At 38.3% G+C, this 19,746-nt stretch carries 10 protein-coding genes; 6 read left to right on the top strand and 4 right to left on the bottom strand.

The window, feature by feature from the left end; genetic code table 11:
• On the bottom strand, positions 1-897 hold an 897-nt coding region (locus CRO15_RS17530), incomplete at its 3' end, for a RagB/SusD family nutrient uptake outer membrane protein (protein WP_207763941.1).
• A 16-nt stretch (positions 898-913) separates the two neighbouring features.
• A complete protein-coding gene (locus tag CRO15_RS17525) occupies positions 914-3,970 on the bottom strand; it encodes a SusC/RagA family TonB-linked outer membrane protein (protein WP_243397012.1) in 3,057 nt (1,018 codons plus the stop codon).
• Between the two features lie 738 nt (positions 3,971-4,708).
• Between CRO15_RS17525 and CRO15_RS17510 the strand changes: the two genes are divergently transcribed.
• The 5 genes from CRO15_RS17510 to herA all read left to right on the top strand — a co-directional run bounded on the left by CRO15_RS17510 (position 4,709) and on the right by herA (position 12,802).
• Positions 4,709-4,963: a helix-turn-helix transcriptional regulator gene (locus CRO15_RS17510; protein WP_097047144.1), complete on the top strand. Its 255-nt coding sequence runs from the start codon at positions 4,709-4,711 to the stop codon at positions 4,961-4,963.
• A 297-nt stretch (positions 4,964-5,260) separates the two neighbouring features.
• Complete coding sequence (locus tag CRO15_RS17505) at positions 5,261-6,982, top strand: RNA-directed DNA polymerase (RefSeq protein WP_097047143.1); 1,722 nt, start codon at positions 5,261-5,263, stop codon at positions 6,980-6,982.
• Positions 6,983-7,006: 24 nt separating this feature from the next.
• Positions 7,007-9,604, top strand: a complete 2,598-nt coding sequence (locus CRO15_RS17500) for a zinc dependent phospholipase C family protein (protein ID WP_097047142.1) — start codon at positions 7,007-7,009, stop codon at positions 9,602-9,604.
• Positions 9,605-9,824: 220 nt separating this feature from the next.
• Positions 9,825-11,060, top strand: a complete 1,236-nt coding sequence (locus tag CRO15_RS17495; protein ID WP_097047141.1) for a DUF4297 family anti-phage-associated protein — start codon at positions 9,825-9,827, stop codon at positions 11,058-11,060.
• Positions 11,060-12,802, top strand: coding sequence for an anti-phage-associated helicase HerA (herA, locus tag CRO15_RS17490; RefSeq protein WP_097047140.1), 1,743 nt, complete (start codon positions 11,060-11,062; stop codon positions 12,800-12,802). The genes CRO15_RS17495 and herA overlap by 1 nt, the downstream gene beginning before the upstream one ends.
• A 319-nt stretch (positions 12,803-13,121) precedes the next feature.
• Here the strand turns inward: herA and CRO15_RS17485 are convergent, their stop codons facing one another.
• Complete coding sequence (locus CRO15_RS17485) at positions 13,122-17,930, bottom strand: RecQ family ATP-dependent DNA helicase (RefSeq protein WP_097047139.1); 4,809 nt, start codon at positions 17,928-17,930, stop codon at positions 13,122-13,124.
• A 375-nt stretch (positions 17,931-18,305) separates the two neighbouring features.
• Here CRO15_RS17485 and CRO15_RS17480 point away from each other — a divergent pair, with 375 nt between their 5' ends.
• Positions 18,306-18,515: a hypothetical protein gene (locus CRO15_RS17480; protein ID WP_097047138.1), complete on the top strand. Its 210-nt coding sequence runs from the start codon at positions 18,306-18,308 to the stop codon at positions 18,513-18,515.
• A 127-nt stretch (positions 18,516-18,642) separates the two neighbouring features.
• On the opposite strand, the gene CRO15_RS17475 is transcribed toward CRO15_RS17480, so the two are convergent.
• Positions 18,643-19,719 (bottom strand): DNA cytosine methyltransferase, encoded by a 1,077-nt coding sequence (locus CRO15_RS17475; RefSeq protein WP_207763939.1) that lies wholly within the window; start codon positions 19,717-19,719, stop codon positions 18,643-18,645.
• Positions 19,720-19,746: the final 27 nt, after the last annotated feature.

Below are 19,746 nucleotides of genomic sequence, written 5' to 3'. Positions count from 1 at the left end.
TTGCACGGCCTCCCTTGTGTTCTTCGGAAAATCAGCATCCGCCCTGAGCTGCCATATCGTCTCTTGGGAACCCTTGAGGAACACTTGGTCCAGATTGGCCTCCAACTGGAAAGCATCGATAAGTTCGGTGGCCAAGGATGCCGCCATTTCCCAGTTTTCCACATACAGGTACATCCTGGCCAAAAAGGCCTTGGCCACGAATGCATCGGGCAATGCCCGAGCAGGGGAAGCAACATCAATCCCTTCCAACAGCACAACGGACTCCTTAAGGTCTGTTATGATATTTTCATATACCTCTGACCGGGGCATTCGGGATACCGTATTGTTCTCCCTGTAATCCGTTGTCTTGATATAGGGAACATCCCCATAAAGGGACACCAACAAACTGTGTATGTAGGCCCTGACAAACAGGGCCTGCCCCTTGAACACCTTCTTTTCATCAGGGGTCAATCCATCTGAAGTTCCCACTCCCTTCACAATGTCATTGGCCCCATAAATAAGGTGGTAGGCCTGCTTCCACCAATCCAAGATGACCGTGTTGGCAGATAGCACACTATGCTGGAACAATTGGGCATAATCCGCATTGAACCCATAATAATCCAGTTCATCACTATAAATGCCCAACACAGGGGTCAGGCCATAGGTACCGGAGACCATGCCCCCTTCGCGCATATCGTAATACAGGTTCGCCAAGGCCGATTCCACGGTGGCGGAATCATTGAACACGGTCTCGGATATCAGTATGTTCTTGGGAGTCTCCACTTCCACAAAATCCGAGCACCCCATCAATAGAAGTAACATCGCTAAAAGAATGGGGCATTGCCTCAATGGTCTGCATCTTAAAAGTAGGGCCAAAAAGGCCGGCTTTCGATTTGTACTGTTCTTTACTTTTTTCATCATTTTTTTATTTGGATTAAAAACTGATCTGGAGGCCCAAAGTGAGCTGTCTCAAAGGGGGCAAACGGGTATTGTTGGGCCGTTCGGGATCCGGCCCGGTATAATCGGTCAAGGTCCAAAGGTTCTGCCCCTGTAGGTATACATTGATGTCCAACCCATTGTCAAATGTGGGGACCTTATAATTGAGGGAAACGTTCCTGAGCCGGATAAAGGAAGCATCCGAAACGGCCGCATTGCTCCTTTGTTGGTACGTACCTTGGTCCTCGACCGTGGTAAATCCACTGGAGGCCCTTTGAATTGGGTTATTGTCACCTGGCTCCCGCCATCGGTCGAACAGTTCCACCGGGACATTGCCCTTGAACCCCGGGGTTGCGGCAAACCTAAGGGTGTTGTAGGCCTTTTGTTTTTTGAACTGGAAAAAGACATCCAAGGTCAGATTCCCCAAGCTAACTGAATTGCCCAGACCTCCATAAAATTTGGGTGCCAGGTCCTCAATCCATTCCAGATCTCCCGAACTACTGATATCCCCGTCCCCATCATAGTCCTCGAACCTGTAGATACCGGTCTCTGGATCCACACCCAAGGCATGGTACAACTTGACGATGGTCAGGGGCTGTCCGATGATGTAGCGGTTGGAAAAGGTGGACGATTCCAGTCCATCAAAGGCCACCAGTTTGTTCTTGGGTACGGTAAGGTTGAAGTTTGTGGCCCACTGGAATCCCTTTGACCGCACATTGACCGAACGCAGGTCCACCTCTAGACCGGAGTTCTCCACAACGGCATCAAAATTTCCTGTCAGTTCCGAGAACCCCGTGGTGGCCGCCAAGGGAATGCCCACGAGTTGGTTGGAAGATCGGTTCCGGTACCATGAGGTATTGATCAGCAATCGGTCGTTGAAAAACCCCAATTCCAGGGCAGCTTCCAGTTTTCGGTTGGACTCCCAACCAAACTGTGGGTTAAAAATGCCCGTGGGTTCCAAGATCGTGGTTCCGTCATATTCATCCCCGGAAACACTATAGGTATCCAAAAATCGATAGTCACCAATATTATCGCTTCCGGTGGTACCATAACTGGCCCGCAACTTCCCAAAGCTCAAAAGGGATTCTTCACCAAAAATGGGTTCTTCGGAAAAGATCCATGCCAGTCCAACAGCACCAAAATTTCCAAACTGTTTCCCGGGACCAAATCGGGAAGATCCATCCCTACGACCGGTCAGGTTCAGGATATACCTGTCCAACAGCTTCAAATTGATACGCCCAAAGACGGCACCATATTTATATTCCCCATCCACATCTGAAATGATCTCCAAGGTCTCGGCAGCGGCAAGGTTATGGATCAATCCGTTATTGGGAAATCCCCTTCCCCTGACCACTGTTTGTTGCGTGGTTTCCTCTTGGAAGGTCATTCCCAACAGCACATCGAGGGAAAACTTGTTCCATTGGTTCTTCCAGTTCAATTGTGGCTCAACGATCCACGAATTCCTTTGGGAGGCATTGGTGGTCAGGTTGGAATAGTTTTGGGGCGTAAGGCCAAAACTGGGATTTCTGGCCGAGCTTGGCATGGCGCGATGGGTATCCAATCGGTAATTGGTAAAGCCCATACTGGATCTCAGTTCCAAGTTCGGCCTGATCTTGTACGAGACAAGGGCATTTGATATCAGGGTATTGGACACAGCCCCAAATTTCTCCTCCAATGCGGCATAGGGGTTGTCCCACGAATTGTTCTCCCAGTTCAGATTGCCCTCTCCGTCATAGGGTGCCGGGGCATTGGGTTCCAACGAATAGGCCTTGCCGGTAAAGTCAGCTCCCGGCAACTTATTGTCCTCATGGGCATAACTGGTGGAAAAGTTGACCTTGAACCTTCCATTTTCAGACCGGTGGCCAATATTGCTATGGATATTGGCCTTCCCATACTTGGCATCTCCTGGAAACACCGTGGTCTCCTTTTGATAGGAACCACTGACCAAAAACTGGGTCTGTCCACTTCCTCCTGAGACCGATAGCTGGGCATTGTTCCGGTACGCCGTGCCACCGATAAGTTCTTGCTGCCAATCGGTATAGCGATTGTTGTCCCATGATTTGATATCGGGCCAGAAAAAATCAAGCGCGGGATTCTCCAACAGGTCTGCAAGTCCGTCATTTGCAATGCCCTCCCTACGGATCTCCAAATACTGCTGGGTATCCATCAAATTCAAAAAATGGGACACCCGGCCCAAGGAGGTGCTCAAATGGGCATCGAAGCGTGTTTTACCCGACCTGCCCTTTTTGGTGGTAATGAGCACCACACCATTGGCCGCCCGAGATCCATATATGGCAGTGGCATCGGCATCCTTCAACACCTCAATGCTTTCAATATCATTGGGATTGATGGCATTGAGCGGACTGATACCTCCACCGATGATCTCACTGGAGACCCTTGATGCTACCAAGGATTGGGAACCAAAGGGAACCCCGTCCACAATAAACAAGGGATCCGAAACCCCGTTGATAAAATTTCTTCCCCTGACCTCAATCTCGTAACCGCCTCCCGGCACACCAGTGGTCTGCACAATGTTCACTCCGGACAAATGCCCCTGAATGGCCGCCAAAGGATTACCCACGGGCTGTTTTTCCATGGTCTTGGCCTTGATAGTGGCAATATTGCCGGTACGTTCCTTTTCCGAAACGGTATAATAGCCTGCATTAAGCACCACTTCATCCAATTGGGTCACCTCCTCTTCCAATTGTATGTTTATTTGTTTTCGACCAGAAACGGGAACGGTTTGGGTCTTATAGCCCAAGGCCGAAAAAATAAGGTTGTCATCGGTATTGGCCTGAATACGGAAAGAACCGTCCAAATCGGTAATGGCCCCCCGCTTCGATGATGCCACTTGTACGGTTACCCCCATTAGAGGTTCTCCCTCCGTATCAGTTACAACACCCATAATTGAGGATTGAAACGTTCCATGACAGAGCATGACAGTATCCTTTGTTGGAGTACTTGCTAAGACCATTTCGGTGAGCCAAGGTGAAAACAATACATAAAAAACTAAGTACAGGGATATCCTGTAAGTACAAATCGGTAATTTCTTCATAACTTTAAAAGGTTTGATTATTATTTGTAATTGATCGGACTGCCCTCCATGTACCTGCAAGTGTTTGGAGGGTTTTGTGTGTTCCCTAAGGCAAATGGCCTAGGGCATGGGTCTGGACAAAGGCCATCCTGTCCAAGGTTTTACCCCTTGGAAATAGGATTCCTTAAAAGTTTGTGGCTATGGTTTTGTGCTAGGGCCGGTTGCCCAAAAATGGAGTTCGTCAGTTATGGGACAAAAGGATATCGTAAACCGGAAAAATGCAACGTATATCCCATAACTATAGCCTAGGGCTGATCAAATAGGGTTCTTGGGCTTTTTCTTAAAGAGGATATCAAATACTGTTTGTCCTGTCCCAAAAATGGAACAGACCAGTGTTGTAACCCTTAATAAAAAATAAAACCCAATGTTTCCCATAACCCTATTGGTTGGGCGATGCCCCGAAAAAGACAAAAAGAAACCTTCCGCTAAGAAAAAGTTGGGCATGGAACTCAACTTACTGGTTTGGGGTACTGGTATACCTTGCAACAATAAGAGAGCCCACGCCCGGGTCGTGAGCCATCTGCTTATTGTCTCGCTGCAAAAAATTACCAGTTTTCAAACCAAGACTCCAAGCGAAAGCTTCAAATGTTTTTAAACGAAGAATCGCAAATGTATGTATTCGATTTCAAATATAATGAAATATAAAAATGTAATCCAAATGGCCTACGTTTTTTTTCTACAATAAACAAAAATTGCAATATGGCCAAACTGAAACCCGAGGATATTGCGCTGAACAATAAAATTGCAATTAGAATCAAGGAATTGCGGACAAAAGTTGATTCCAATCAAAAACGTTTTGCAGAAAATAACGATTTAGAGAGGCAAACGTTAAATAGGTGGGAAAGTATAAATGATAAAAGAGGGGTTTCTGTCCATACCATTAATAGATTTTGTAAAATTCTTGATATCAGCTTAAAAGATTTTTTTGATTCCGATTCTTTTAAAAATCTCTGATTCCCCAATCTTAGATTCAAACCATCTTCTTAGAGCGTTCAAGTAATATATTTTCCTTAGCATTACAATTTAAAACATGGAACACGTAATAATTTTTTAGAAAATTCTTACATTTAGTTCTGATTCCCCCCAAAAACTTTTATTGAACAAGAAGTATGCGATGCTGAACGCATAACATAAAAACTTTAGCATAGCCAATCAAATTAGCGGTATATGCGAGGGGAAATCATGTATATAAGTAAGTTGTGCAATATTTCAAAAATAATCGGCCTATTAAGTGATTGAAGGTAAAATATTATGAATCTAAAAAAAGTACTAGAGAAAGGATATTTGCCTAAAGAATTACCACCACCATTCAATTCACAATCTTTTGCAAATAAAAATAGATACATCAGCGCAAAATGGGGCAAAATTATTGCTTCCGAAAAATTACAAAAACTTGGTGAAAGTAGGTCTATGGCAAAAAAAAGATTTCAAGATGAATATGGAAAATACAACAGTTCTCAGTTAGCAATTTTCAGTTTAGCTAAAGGAATTTATTCGCGAAGAAAATTAGGCATCCCGAACCCAAAACAATTTTCTGATTTATCTAAAGCAGTAATTGATAATTGGAGTTTATTGAGAAGCACATATAAACTTAGTGTGTACTCAGAAAGCACACCCGTTGAAGCTAGGGCCAGAAGAGCAGTCAGAACTAAAAGTACTTCTTGGAACAATTTTAAATTTCAATTAATTGAAAAATCGTTTGACAAGAAAATTCAATTAACCCTTGACATTTCTCAGTTTTACCCAACTATATATACCCATTCAATTCCTTGGGCAATTTTAGGTAAAGAAAAAGCAAAGAGATTATTTAAAATTGCTATTTCAGACCAAACCAGATGGCAGAATCTTTTAAGAACAAATAGAGATGCAAAAATTTACAAATCAGCAGATTTAATAGATACACTAGTTCGTAATTGCAATGACAGGCAAAGTGTGGGTTTATGTATAGGTCCTGACACTTCTCTCATTTTGGCAGAAGTAATCGGGAATAGAATAGATGAAGAAATTGAAAAAAGATTAAACTCCATTCCACATACAGGAACAAGATACTATGATGATTACTACTTTTATTTAAATAGTCGAAATGAAGCTGAAAATGCTTTAAAAATAATCCAACATGTGTTATACGAATTCCAACTAGAAACAAATGAAAATAAAGTAGGAATTAATAAGCTACCTTTTAAATATATTGAAGACTGGTCAGAGCAGTTTGATAGATTTAATTTTGATGTAGTCGACAAATACGAATTAAGAAATTTTTTCTCCATTTTACATAATGCAATATCAAATTACCCCAAAAACTCTTCTTGGATAATTGGCTATGCCTTAAAACAATTTCAATTAGGCGACACAGTAATTGAAAAAGAAAATTGGGATTTCTTTTTATCATTTATTCTGCAAACATTGCTCATCGATTCAAGTACAATTGATGTCATTTTTGAAATAATATTTATATATAAAATTTATCTGGATAATAAATCAAAGCAAAAAATTAAACACGTATTAATTTCAATAATCAAAGAGCATCTAATATTAAATCATTCTTTTGAAGTTTCTTGGTCGTTATGGATGTTAATTACATTTAGGATAAATTGTCCTAAAAAACTTGTAGAAGCTATTTTAGAAAGCAAAGATTCCATTTCCAAATTATTATGCCTTCATTTAATTGAAGAAACTCTTTATGATGGCAGAAAACCAAATGTAAAGAAACTTAAAGAAGAAATTAAAAACTCAAGTTCATTCGGAGAGAATTGGCTTTTGATATATGAAACCATAGCAAAAAAGTGGATTGAATATGATGATGTGGATGATGTTTTGGACAATGATTATTTTGGCTTAATGCTTAATTATGATGTTTCATTCTACAATATAGATAGACAAATTCGTCCCAAAGTATCAATGGAATATGATTTTTTTAAAGGCTTTAATATGATAGAAGTAGAATATGATGAAGGAGAAGAGGAATGGTATTAAAAGCAATGCCATTAATAATTTTGCTTGTTCTCGCCTACTTCTGAAAATCCACGTGGATTTTCAGTTTGGTGTGTATTTGCAAAGTTAACTGCTAAGCCATGCAACGAAAACATAGCCGTTAGCCGTAATAATAATTCAGATACACAAAAAATGACAATTAGATTTAAAAATATAACTCCTAGAAATTACATACATCTGATAATATTAACTATTCTATTGTTGTTCAACAGTAGAACTGGATATTGTCATAAAATCGACCTCCATATATGGATAGCTCAACAAGTAATAAATGACCTAGAAGATGATGGAAAACTATCCTTTATACTGGACGGAAAAACCATTAATATTCCAGTTGATCCTGAAATAGTAAACGCTATTCTAGCAAATAAACAGTACTACTTACAAGGTAATATCGGACCTGACGCTGTACCGGGCATATATTCTGGTCAAATGACGATCCATCCAGGGAGCACAAATGGAGGTTGGGGTACCGGAGATTGGTTAGCTCATATATTAGAAAGTGCTCAGACACCAAAAGAAAAAGCATTCGCCTATGGATTTTTCGGCCATGCCGCTTCAGATGTATTTGCACATACATATGTGAATCAATATTCAGGTGATTGTTTTTCCTTATTGGATGACGAAACCAATGTAGAACAACGACATTTCCTTCTTGAAGGTTATTTATCTGAGCACATGCCTCTAATGACAGATTATAATGGAACCCCATTAGGAAAACCTTATCAAAGCACGTTAGTTGACGGCAATCCTGCTATACCTGCTGACTTTCTTTGGCGAACTTTCATTGAGAATAAATCTGCTCGAGATCAGTTCGGTCAAAACGGCTCTCCCCATTTTGGAGCGGTTTACAATCTTTATCAAACCCTTGGCGATATAGCTGGAGAAGATGGGCCATTAGAAAAACTTCACTTACTTGCTGAGCAGCTTTTGGCTTTATATTTCTTTGATCTAGACTTGAGCAAAGAAGAATTAAAAGAAATAAATAAGGTACGGCAGAAATTCCATGACTTAACTAACGGAGCAATTGATGAGGCTCAGAAATTAGAAAAGCTAGCAAAGACCTCAGCGTTAAAAATATTCAAGAACGAAAATGAAAGAATTAATAAACACCTTGAGGAGGCGCAGAAAATACTAGGCACTTTGGAACATTTTCAAAACGAAAAGCACAAGGCTGAGCAAGAGGTATTAAGAGCCTCAGAAAAACTCAAAGGAATTGAGGCTAATATCTGTAGAGATGTTACCGATCGAATATGTGAAGAAATAGGACCTTGTATAAGAGTTGGTCACCCTGCGTCTTGTAAATACAGGAGGCTTAGGGGTAAGAGGCCTTATCATAAACCCTTAGTAGATTGTGAAAACGTGACAAGTCGCCTATGTGATTACTCTGACCCCGTATACATTGTTGCTAAAGAAACATTACTCGCTAAACAAAAGCTTGAAAATGCAGCCTCACAACAATTTGCAAATAGTTTTTCTGACTTCAAAGAAGCTATAAATGTTGTCCTTACAACGAGTGAAAAAATACTTGAGGCAGATATAGTACTATCCCAAGCAGCAGTTGACCTACTACAACGGTTTGGGGAACATGAAAGTCCGGTGCAAGGCATTTTCTTAGCTTGGCAAAAGGATATTAAGTTAGCAATGAATAAATATTTCATGGCTAATGCACAATCTATGAAGAATTCTATTTCCGAACAGAGTGCGATTGAACCGCTATTGGATTGGAAGAGCTGCTCGTTTCCTTCAATTATAGGAATTCCTAGTGAAATCACTGGGGGGCAATGTACTGTAAATTCGACCTTAAAAGAAATTAAAAAAGCATTAAAGAAACTGGAAGAACTTGCTGTTAAGCAAGATCCTATTTTACGTGAAGTCGTTAAATTAAAGAATGATATTGAGGCTAAAATAAAACAAGCCCTAACTGATGAAGTATATGAATTCGCGAAGAAAACTACTGGAGTGGATGTTCAAAGATTAGTAAAACTAATTAGCAAAAAACCGACAAGTAAAATTCTTAACACTGAGTTTTCAACATCCCCAAGTAGTAAATCTCTGCTTCTTATTCCCGATGTTGCAACACGTGTAAATGCTGAAATGCATCTTTCTAATGGTGTCTTTGATAAAGACCAATTCAACGCTTTATATAACTCTATTGTATTAGCTAAGCTTTCACTATTAGACGCTAAGGGGTTAAACTCTATTGCTGGATTTAAACTCTATAAAGGAAATGATCTTGCAAGTAATAATATAATGGTAAGGCTCCCAAAATCTATTGATGGTAATCATCATTGGTTGAAGACTCCTCCTCCATTCTTGCGTCAGGACGAACAATACCCTAAACCTGAATCGTATGGTTACTCATCGGGGTTTAAGATGTGGGATAATGTGCAGGCAAGAAACTTCATTTTTAGAAAGCTCTTTCACGGACCAATAAATCCTGCTTTAGAAACTCCTGACGCCCTTGGATTATCGAATATTATTCCTGATTCATATCCTTATAACCCAACAAAGGATTGTCCTTTTCCGAATTATCCCGGAAAGCCAAAATGCAAGTACACGATCTGGGATAGAATTGTATCATTTTTCGCAAGAATCTTTTAGTAGTTATGAATTCTCTATTATTTGCAATTTGAAAGGCTTACAAAAGTGACATTTTAATTTTGATAACCAAATCCAAAATACTTAGTTTAAAATGTAAAATGATTTATCAACGGATTAATTAGTAAAATTAAAACCGCTAACACCGTTGGCGTTCATTGAAAAAAAAGCCTACGTGTAAACAATAATAATATATACAGAACCGAACCAAGGAACTTAAAATATGACAGATAGAAGTGCAGTTGATACGATAGTAGGTTATTTTTATCAGTTTGACAAAACGATATTAGATATTCTGAATAGTTATGATGAGCAAACTATTGTTGTTGAAGGGATTGAAGATATAGATTTGATTTCTCCTGATGAAACAATTGCTGTTCAATGCAAATACTATGAAAAATCTGAATATAATCATTCAGTAATAAAGAAATCAATAATGCTAATGTTTAAGCATTATTCAGATTTGTTAAAATCAGATTCACCTAAAATAAAGTATCATTTATATGGTCATTATAAATCAGGACAAGAGAAATTACTTCCTCTGTCCTGTAATTATCTTAAAACTAATTTTCTCACATACACAAAAAATGAATCAATAGTTGTAGACGGGGAAAAGATAACAAAAAGGGTAACTCATAAGTTGTATGAGGAATTGGGCTTATCTGACGAAAATTTGTCCGACTTTATTAATTTGCTGGCAATTGATATTAATGCTCCTTCCTTCGATAATCAATTAAACGAGATATTCAATAAACTTTGCGAGCATTTTAGTTGTGATAAATTTGAAGCTGAGAACTTTTACTACAATAGTGGATTAAAAGTAATCAAGGACTTAAGTATAAAACAAGATGTTGGGGAGAGAAGTATTACAAAGCCGTCTTTTCTGAGTAAGATAAACACCAAACAATTATTATTTAATAGCTGGTTTGTTCACTATAAAGGTAAAGCAAAGTATCTGAGAGAGGTTAAGAAAAATTACTTCAACACAGGCTTAAACACTAACCCTTATGAAAGATTTTTTCTTTTTGAATCAAAACCAACTGATAGTGTTCAGAATATAAAGGAGATTGTACGAACCATCCAAAGAAGATGGTCTAAACTTTCACGGTTGGAAAAAAATTCATTCTGCCCATACATATACATACATAATATTAGAGACGCTAAACTCCAGCAAATTAAACAAGAATTCTTTGATGAAGGTATGTTATTGAAAGATGGTATTGATTTTCTGGGAGCTAGTTTCAGAGCAACAAGTTTGATGGAGCAAGCTACATTTCAAAATAATATCAAAATAAAGTTTATTAATTCTATAGCTGAATTAGATTTACTTCTAAATCAAATCTCAGCACCAAAAGAAATCTATCAATTTTATCACAACGAAAGCTTCTATTTAAATCAGAATTGCACACATATAATAATCCAAATTGAAGAAACCTTAGATATTAAAAATATAGTATAATGGCAGGACAAGACACCAATCTTAACGCAGAAGTTATTTCCGTTTTCCCGAATAAAGTAAAAATATCTGTTCCTGATTTAAACGAGTTTAAACTTGCCGAAGAACATCTAAAAGTAGGTTCGTATCTGAGAATCTGTGATAGCGATGATGTAATCTTACTAGCAATAATCGAGAATTTTTCCATTGAAGTTTCAGAAAAAAACGGAGTTCCCGATAGAAATTACATATTAGAAGCTAATCCTTTAGGGGTAATTCGAGATGGCGTTTTTGAAAGAGGTGGTGATTCAATAGCTATTCCGCCAAAGAAAGTTGAGCCTGCAAAAATTGAGGAAATTGCCACTATTTTTGAAGATTCTTTAGAATCGAAAGAGAAATTTACTTTCTGTTCATTATCACAAAATAAAGAAATAAAGATACCTGTAAATGGTAATAAGTTTTTCAATAAACATATTGCTATCGTTGGTTCTACTGGTTCTGGAAAATCACACACTTTAGCAACAATAATTCAGAAAGCTGTATCAGCAAAAAATGACACTTTTGATTTAAATAATTCTCATGCTGTAATATTCGATATTCACTCCGAATATAAAGCAGCATTCCCCAACGCGAATCTAATTGACATTAAAAATTTAGTACTCCCATACTGGATGTTAAATAGTGATGAACTGGAAGAATTATTTCTAGATACAGAAGCTAATGACCATAATCAACGTAATGTCTTTAAACAAGCAATAGTATATAACCGCAGACTGAAATTTACTGGTAGTGCAGAAGATCAGGGTAAACTTCATTATGATTCACCACTATTTTTTGATTTAAAGGAAATTACTCAATATGTCGAGAACCGTAATAATGAAAAGAAAAATACGGCAAACAATATTCCTTGGGAAGATAGTAATGGCAATGTCTTTGATTTTGAAGAAGAAACAATCCCAAGGTTATTCACAGAAAAATTAACTCCTAAAGGCACATCTGCTTCAGGAACTTTAAATGGTAAGCTAATAAACTTTTTAAATAGACTTGAAAATAAGATAAATGATAAGAGATACAATTTCTTGCTCGGAAAAAAATCTGCGGAAATTAGCTTTGAAGATACTCTTAAACAATTACTCGGTTACAAAGATGACAATAAATCAAACGTTACTGTAATTGATTTAAGTGGCGTTCCTTTTGAAGTACTAAGTATAACCGTTTCTTTAATTTCCAGAATATTATTTGAATATGGGTATTTTTATAAAAGGTTAAGAAGCGAAAAAGATCCTGAGGAAAAAATCAATAATGACATTCCACTTTTACTAGTTTATGAAGAAGCTCATAAATATGTTCCAACAAGTGATTTAGTAAAATATCGTGCTTCTAAAAATTCTATTGAAAGAATAGCTAAAGAAGGACGTAAATATGGCGTTACTCTTCTTCTTACAAGTCAAAGACCTTCAGAAATATCTGAAACTATTTTCTCTCAATGTAACAATTTCGTTGCTATGAGGCTCACAAATCCCAACGACCAGAATTATGTAAAAAAACTTCTTCCTGATACATTAGGGAACTTAATTGAAAAAATGCCTTCATTGAAAGCAGGGGAAGCCTTATTAATTGGAGAATCTGTTGTGTTGCCATCAATTGTGCAAATTGAAAAATGTCCTCTTCCTCCATCTTCTAACGATATCCCGTATTGGGAATTATGGAAAGACGAATGGAAAGATTTAGATATTGAAGAATTGAAAAATGAATGGTATAAATAAACAACGAAACGCCAACATTTTGTATATGTAATGGCAGGTGATGTGGTAAATTTCAAGATTTGTAGCCCGCGCAAACTGCGTAGTGGTTTGACAGGAAACTACCACGCAATCTGCCAGCACTCATATAATTTACCGTTGTAGCACATTCAGCCCTCGGCTGACTTTTGTTGCTACGTGCCCACACGTTCGCCCAAAAAAAGTAATCAATGCAAATGACAGGCACCCACGCCCAAATCCAATCCTTAAAAAGAATCCGACAAACCCTGGACAAAAACGGGATTCCCAAATTCAATTCTGTTGGCGATATCCGAAGGTTCCTTCAAAAATTCCCTTTCTCAAATTTCAACCTTGGCAAAACTATCTTATACTCCTTTTCATCATTCTTGTTGTACCAATAAACAATATATTCAGCTATGCCACTTGTTATAACATAGCCCTTTTTTATCATTGGATCATATTGTTCTGCAACAAACTTCTTTGAGAACAACAATAAATTGCCATGCGATTTCTTAGCTAGTCCCGGAGCTTCACTATCACCAAAAATCTTAACATCCTTTTCAAGTTTATCGCCTGTTTTAATTGTCTTTAAAATTGATAACGGAATAGGATAATTAAAAGAACTTAAACTTACATCTTTATGACCTAAAATCATCTCATACCCCAATGGTTCACCCAACTCGCCTGTGAACCCATTTCTGGTAATATTCTTTGATTCAATCTTATCATAAAAGTCAATATTGGTATGGATATGCAGGGTCTTCTTGGCCCTTGTACTGGCCACATATAACAACCTTCTAGATTCATCGGTGGTACAATCATAATCTACCAACAACATCATTACATGGTCGTATTCCTTACCCTTGGCCTTGTGCATAGTTGATACTACAACACTTTCGGAATCAGGGTTTGTGGCATCTTCCATATTTATTTCCCTACAGAATTCCCTCCAATCCACTAAAAGTTTTTTGTCGGGATTTGAATGGTCAAATTTCTTGATCAAGGCCATACAAGTTTCAAAGTGCAGACTTTGTTTGAAAGTTTTTCTAAACCAATCCAATGCCAGCTCCCACGATGCCTCAAATATGATTCCCGATTCCCCAACCTCACTACTTAATTTGTGATCAAAGCATCTAATTTCAAACAGATCTGAAATCCTAAACCCCTCAAAACCTGCCATTAACCTTACCTTGTAGCCAAGCGCCTTGAGCATGGAGCTAACCTGCAATGCTTCGATATTTGTTCTGGTCAAAACGGCTTTACTTCCGGACAACTGCTTTCCTGCAATATATTCAACCAAAGGTTTCTCTATATATTTCCCGTTATATGTAATGATATTGACACGTCCTTCTCCTCTATTCCGACTGGCAATTAGGCGTTGTTTTTTTAATCTATTTCTAAGATAGGTCAGTACGTGATTATTAAACTCCACTATCTCCGAATAACTACGGTAATTTTTGGGAAGTGTATATAAAGTTGCCCCGTATTTACTTCTAAAATTACCCATAAATACATTTGAAGACCCTCTGAAACCATAAATATTCTGGTCGTCGTCCCCAACTGCGATCACGCGTGGTCTATCTGCCTTTTCGATTATCAATTCTATCAAGTCCCACTCTTCTCGGTTTATATCTTGAAACTCATCGAACATCAAGATACTCTTGTTCTCAAGGGACGAAATATCGATTTCCCCCGCCCTTATGGCCTTAGTACAATCCTGTATTACATTTTGGGACTTGTCAAGGTCTCCCAATTGACCTAGCAATTGAAAACAAAAACCATGGAAAGTGGTAATTTTGATAAGCCCGGCATATTCAGGGACAAGGTTCCTAACACGCTGTTTAAATTCCAATGAAGCCGCCTTTGAAAATGTAAGCATCATAAATTGTTCCGGCTTTATGTCCTCGATCAGCAATAAACTGGCTATTTTATGGACCAAAACCTTGGTCTTACCACTGCCCGGACCAGCATAAACCAATATATTGTCCGATTTGTTATCCTCAATGACCTTGGTTTGATCGGTATCCAAATCTTCTATGATCTCCATAAAGCGTTTGGGGGTTATTGACCTTTGTATTTCCTTTTTCTTTCTAGGAAAATATCGGGCCAAAAACTCCTCGTAATCCAATGTAAAATAGTCATTGACATAGGCTAAGGCCGATTCATAATTTTGAACACATTTTTTGGCATATTCCCCAACAATATGGATTTGCTCCGTTCTATGTAGGTAAAATTCTTTGATCTTGCTGTAGTTATCAGTAGTAAACACTCTTTTGCCCGTATCAACCTCCGATATATTTAGTTTGTTGTAGGAAACCATAAAACCTCCCTCCAAGGATATGGCCTTTATATCATTCAAGAACAACAAACAGATTTCGTATTTTTTGGTATTCTCCTCTACCAGACTCCCCATAAACTGGTTGGATTCTTTCAACTCAAGTAAGGAGAAAGAAACAGGCACTTCTTCCTTTCCCCCTATATGTTCCTTATTATTGATGGCAAGATTTTCAAGAAACCTGAATGTTGACAACGATAGATCATGACGCCATTTTACATCTTCAATAAGATCTTCCCGTCTAATAAATTCCAGTTCATAAATATCCTTTTCTTTGTCTTTTCTGCTCTTCTTAACAAATCGCCTTTTATCCCAACACGTCAGCAAGGCTCTTATAAACGCAACATTTGACTCAACAACCCCACTATCCAACAACCTTTGATTTAATTCCCGTAAAGGAATTTGTAATTTATTTGCGCTAATGATGTCAAGTATGCCCTTTTCTACCTTTAAATAATCCTCCAATATTCTTTTTGAACCATTTTTAGATTGGACCAAACTCAAAAAAGCGGTTAAATCTTTAGCATCGCCCAATATGGCATGGTCTCTGAGCATTCGAATAACATGCTGTATTCTTTTTGAACTCAACTGGGTAGTATCTGCAAGATAATCTATCCTTGTTTCGCCATCGGTGATTATCCGTTTTAAAACAATGCCACAGTCTTTCTTATCTTGATCTGTTATTTTTTCACTGTTTCTAAGGATCTCTTGCCCACTACCAAAACTTTTAACCAATAAACTATCGGCAAATACCCTAGGTGAATTTAAAGACCTTACTAAAAACCCTTGGTCCTCTAAAGCTGAAATAGCTGTTTTCACTTTCGTTTCCAAGTCCAGCATTTCTGCATCCCATCCGGATTTCTTAGCAATCTCCAAAGCCGATTGGCTGATTTTATCCCTAAACTTCGCTTGACCTTTAATCGCCCTCCATATATCCTTGATCTCCTTATGGTTCAGTTTAGTCTGCTGTAACAAACTGAAATGTTTGTTCAAATCCTCCTCGCTGTACAATATGTAGCACTTGGCATTGATTTTTTCATCCCTTCCGGCCCTGCCCGCTTCTTGAACATAATTTTCCAGTGAATCTGAAATATTATAATGAACAACAGTCTTTACATTGTCCTTGTCCACTCCCATCCCAAAAGCTGAAGTGGCCACAATAATGTCATTCTCCTCCTTCATAAAGGCATCCATGTTTGCCTTTTTCGTATCCTTGTCCAATTTCCCATGGAAAAAAGTGGCATTAAAACCGGCCTCATTAACCAATGCGCAGACATTTTCCACTTGCTTGGTCCTTGATGCATAAATTATGGTCGGTTTTTCGCAATCTTCAAGCACACGTAACAAATAACCCATTTTGCGCTCCGGTTCTTCAACATTTACCACTTCGTAGGATAGGTTGGATCTTCCTTTATTCGTAATAAACTCGTCCAATTCCAAGCCCAAGCGGTCTTGGAAATAAAATTTTATGTCCTTGATTACCTGAAGCTTTGCTGTGGCCGTAAAACATGACACGGGAATTTGCGTGATGTTCTTTTCATTTTCAATTTTTTTAATAAAATCTGCAATGAACAGATAATCAACCCTAAAGTCCTGTCCCCAACTTGAAAAGCAGTGTGCTTCATCAATTACTATACGGCCCACGGAACGCGTTAATATCAATCTGAAAATTGATGGAGATCTTAACGATTCTGGGGACAGATAAAGTAAATCCGCCCTTCCATCCGAAACCATTTCAAATGCTTCCTGACGTTCAAGAGGCGACAATAGACCATTGATTGCAACCGCCTTGGTTATCCCAAAGCGGTCTCTCAGATTATCGACCTGATCTTTCATAAGGGATATCAAAGGGGAAATAACAATGGTCAAATGCCTTGTGGAAGCGCCTCGCATTAATGCAGGCAATTGGAAGGTCAGTGACTTCCCTCCACCTGTGGGAAACACGGCCACAAAAGATTTTCTTTGCAAACCTGCCTTTACAGCTTCTTCTTGCAAACTGGTTATTCTGTGTTCTTCAAACTTTCTAAAATCGCTATAATTAAAGAATTCAAAGAGCGCTTTTTTGGGGTTCAACTTATTCGAACAATAGGGGCACCCTGAATCATCGCAAGATTTAAATCGGATGTCATTAAGTATTTTTTCAGCTTCTGGATATTCATGCCTAACCCAAGGTGGTAATACCGCATCGGCATCGCCTAATTTTAATAAAGTAAAAACGTATGCGAGTCCTACTGGGAATTGATTTGCATAATAATCCAAATCAACTGTTGAACAAATGAACTCTCCTATCAACTCCCCGATATGTCTTTCAACTAATTTGGATTCATCAAAACCAGCCATAGCGAAAAAAGCATTAAAGGTGGGATTGTCCTTGAGCAAGTCATAGTATACACTTCGCTCCCCTATACTTAAATCATTGAACCTATTTAGCTCTTTGATCAAGTAGTCTTTCGTTAATTTACAGTCTGAAAGTGGGTTGTTGACTTCTGATGCATTTACAATGCGATAGCCTTTGGTAAGCTTATGGTTTGGCCTCTTTACAAATAAGATGGGTGACCATAACAGTGTATCGATAAACTTCTTCCCTATGAATACTTCTTCCCCTAACTTACTTTTTAGCTTTGGAACATCATGTTTGATAATGTTATGGCCACAAATGAATTTGGCCTCCTTTATCCACAGCTCCAGTCTATTGGTGTTTCTTTCATGCAATTCCTGTCCCTTAAAAGTAGCTCCATAATCTATTGTATTGGTTTTAGGATTGACCTCAATGTCTAAAAACAGGATGTTTTGCATATTATAGTTTCATTTCACTTAGTCCGCTCCAAAGCACTTGATCTATATAAACATGACTATTTTGATAAATATGTCTTCAAACGGGTTTGAACTGGCCCACTTCAAGGCTACGTCATAGTTTCAGCTTTTGAATTTGGTGGTTTTTCCTTCTTTTAAGCATATTTTTTCTTTAACAATTTACGGTTTTCCAGTATCTTTTTATCATGCCCATAATATACTGGAAACGTAGGTCATGGTATACCGTTATCGATGGGGAAAATTGAGCTCGCAAAAACACCAATAAACAATTGAAAAGCAATAAGCTTATTCAAAACATGCTATGGTCATAATTATCTGTCGTATGTGATTTTAAATGGCAGCAAACAAGCGAACAGCATGTTGAAGCAGCACCATTGGGGCAACAAAAAACTGCCCATCAGAAATATTGTGGCCATGGTCAACCATAGGCCCAAGGAACAGTTCAACTATGTTGCCATCAAAACCCTTAGTGAACTCAATGGATATATCGATTATTTTGAACCTGTGCTTGACAAATCAGGGGTTTGCAGTATTGCCGCTTATTTGATGGGGATAAAAAACCAGTGATTTCAATCTTGCATGTTCAAAACATGCACACAAATTCCAAATATGATTATTAACAGTACCAAAAGCCTTTTCCATAAAGGCTTTTCCTTTATGAAAATTCCTATATGACCCGTTTTTTTTTAATCAATTAGGCCAATAGAGGTTTAATCGATTTTGCAACATGAAAAGCCAATTCAGGGGGAACTGCATTTCCAATCTGTCTAAACCTGCTACTTTGGGTTCCCTCAAATTTCATTTCTACTGGGAATGTCTGCAAAACTGACGCTTCCTCAACCGTAATTCTCCTTAAAAACTTTGGCGCGTTTTTTAAGGATTTACCACCATTTAATAAACGCTCATGATAGGTTTCAACCCATGGGGTTATCGTTTCATCTTCTATCGCATTCTGGTCAACAATCGGTGTTCTGTTCCCCCCCATTGAAGCAGGTAAGGTTAGCGCAGGCAACTTTAGATTTAGAGGTCTACCCTGTCCATTGAACAACATTCCAGCATATGGGGATTTACGTAAAATAGGATTTTTTGCAGGAGTGATTTTGGCGGTGCACAAACTATCATTACCAGAGGTCCCAAACTTTGGAATCTTTGATAATGCATAATTGACAGATATTCGATTATCAGAACTAATAGCTTTAGGAGTTTTTATCATTCCCTCTTTGGTTCCAATCAGAAACATTCTTTCTCTTGCTTGGGGCACATTATAATCAGCTGAATTCAATAATAAAACCTTTGTTTGATACCCCATTTTTTTGGCCTCTTTTCTTAACCGCTCCAATAAATCTTTCCATCTATTATTAACGGCCAAGGCTTTGACGTTTTCCATTACAAAAACTCTTGGGTCAGTTTTATTCACAACACCGAGAAAATTCCAAACATGTTGGCTCCTAGGGTCATTAGGGTCCATTTTTCCTGCGACCGAAAACCCTTGGCAAGGCGGTCCACCTATAACCAAATCCGTATGGTTGCTTTTTGGCAGTTCCTGATCCAGAAGACTGCCAGTTCTAATTTCATGGTTTGGGAATATGTTTTTATAAGTTGCAGTGGCATTTTTATCGATATCATTTGCCCAAATGATATTAAAACCAGCCTTATGAAAACCGATATCCATCCCTCCCGCTCCGGTATAAAGTGAGACCACATTTCCTAATTCCGGGAGTTCCTTACCAACAATAGCCATAAAATTATTCCAAAATAGAATGAGCTCCAAAAATATATTATTTTTTTGTGAACCATA

The organism is Flagellimonas pacifica, assembly GCF_900215465.1.
GTDB lineage: Bacteria > Bacteroidota > Bacteroidia > Flavobacteriales > Flavobacteriaceae > Flagellimonas > Flagellimonas pacifica.
Note: the sequence above shows the minus strand (reverse complement) of the source record. Positions and strands in the feature narration are given on the sequence as shown.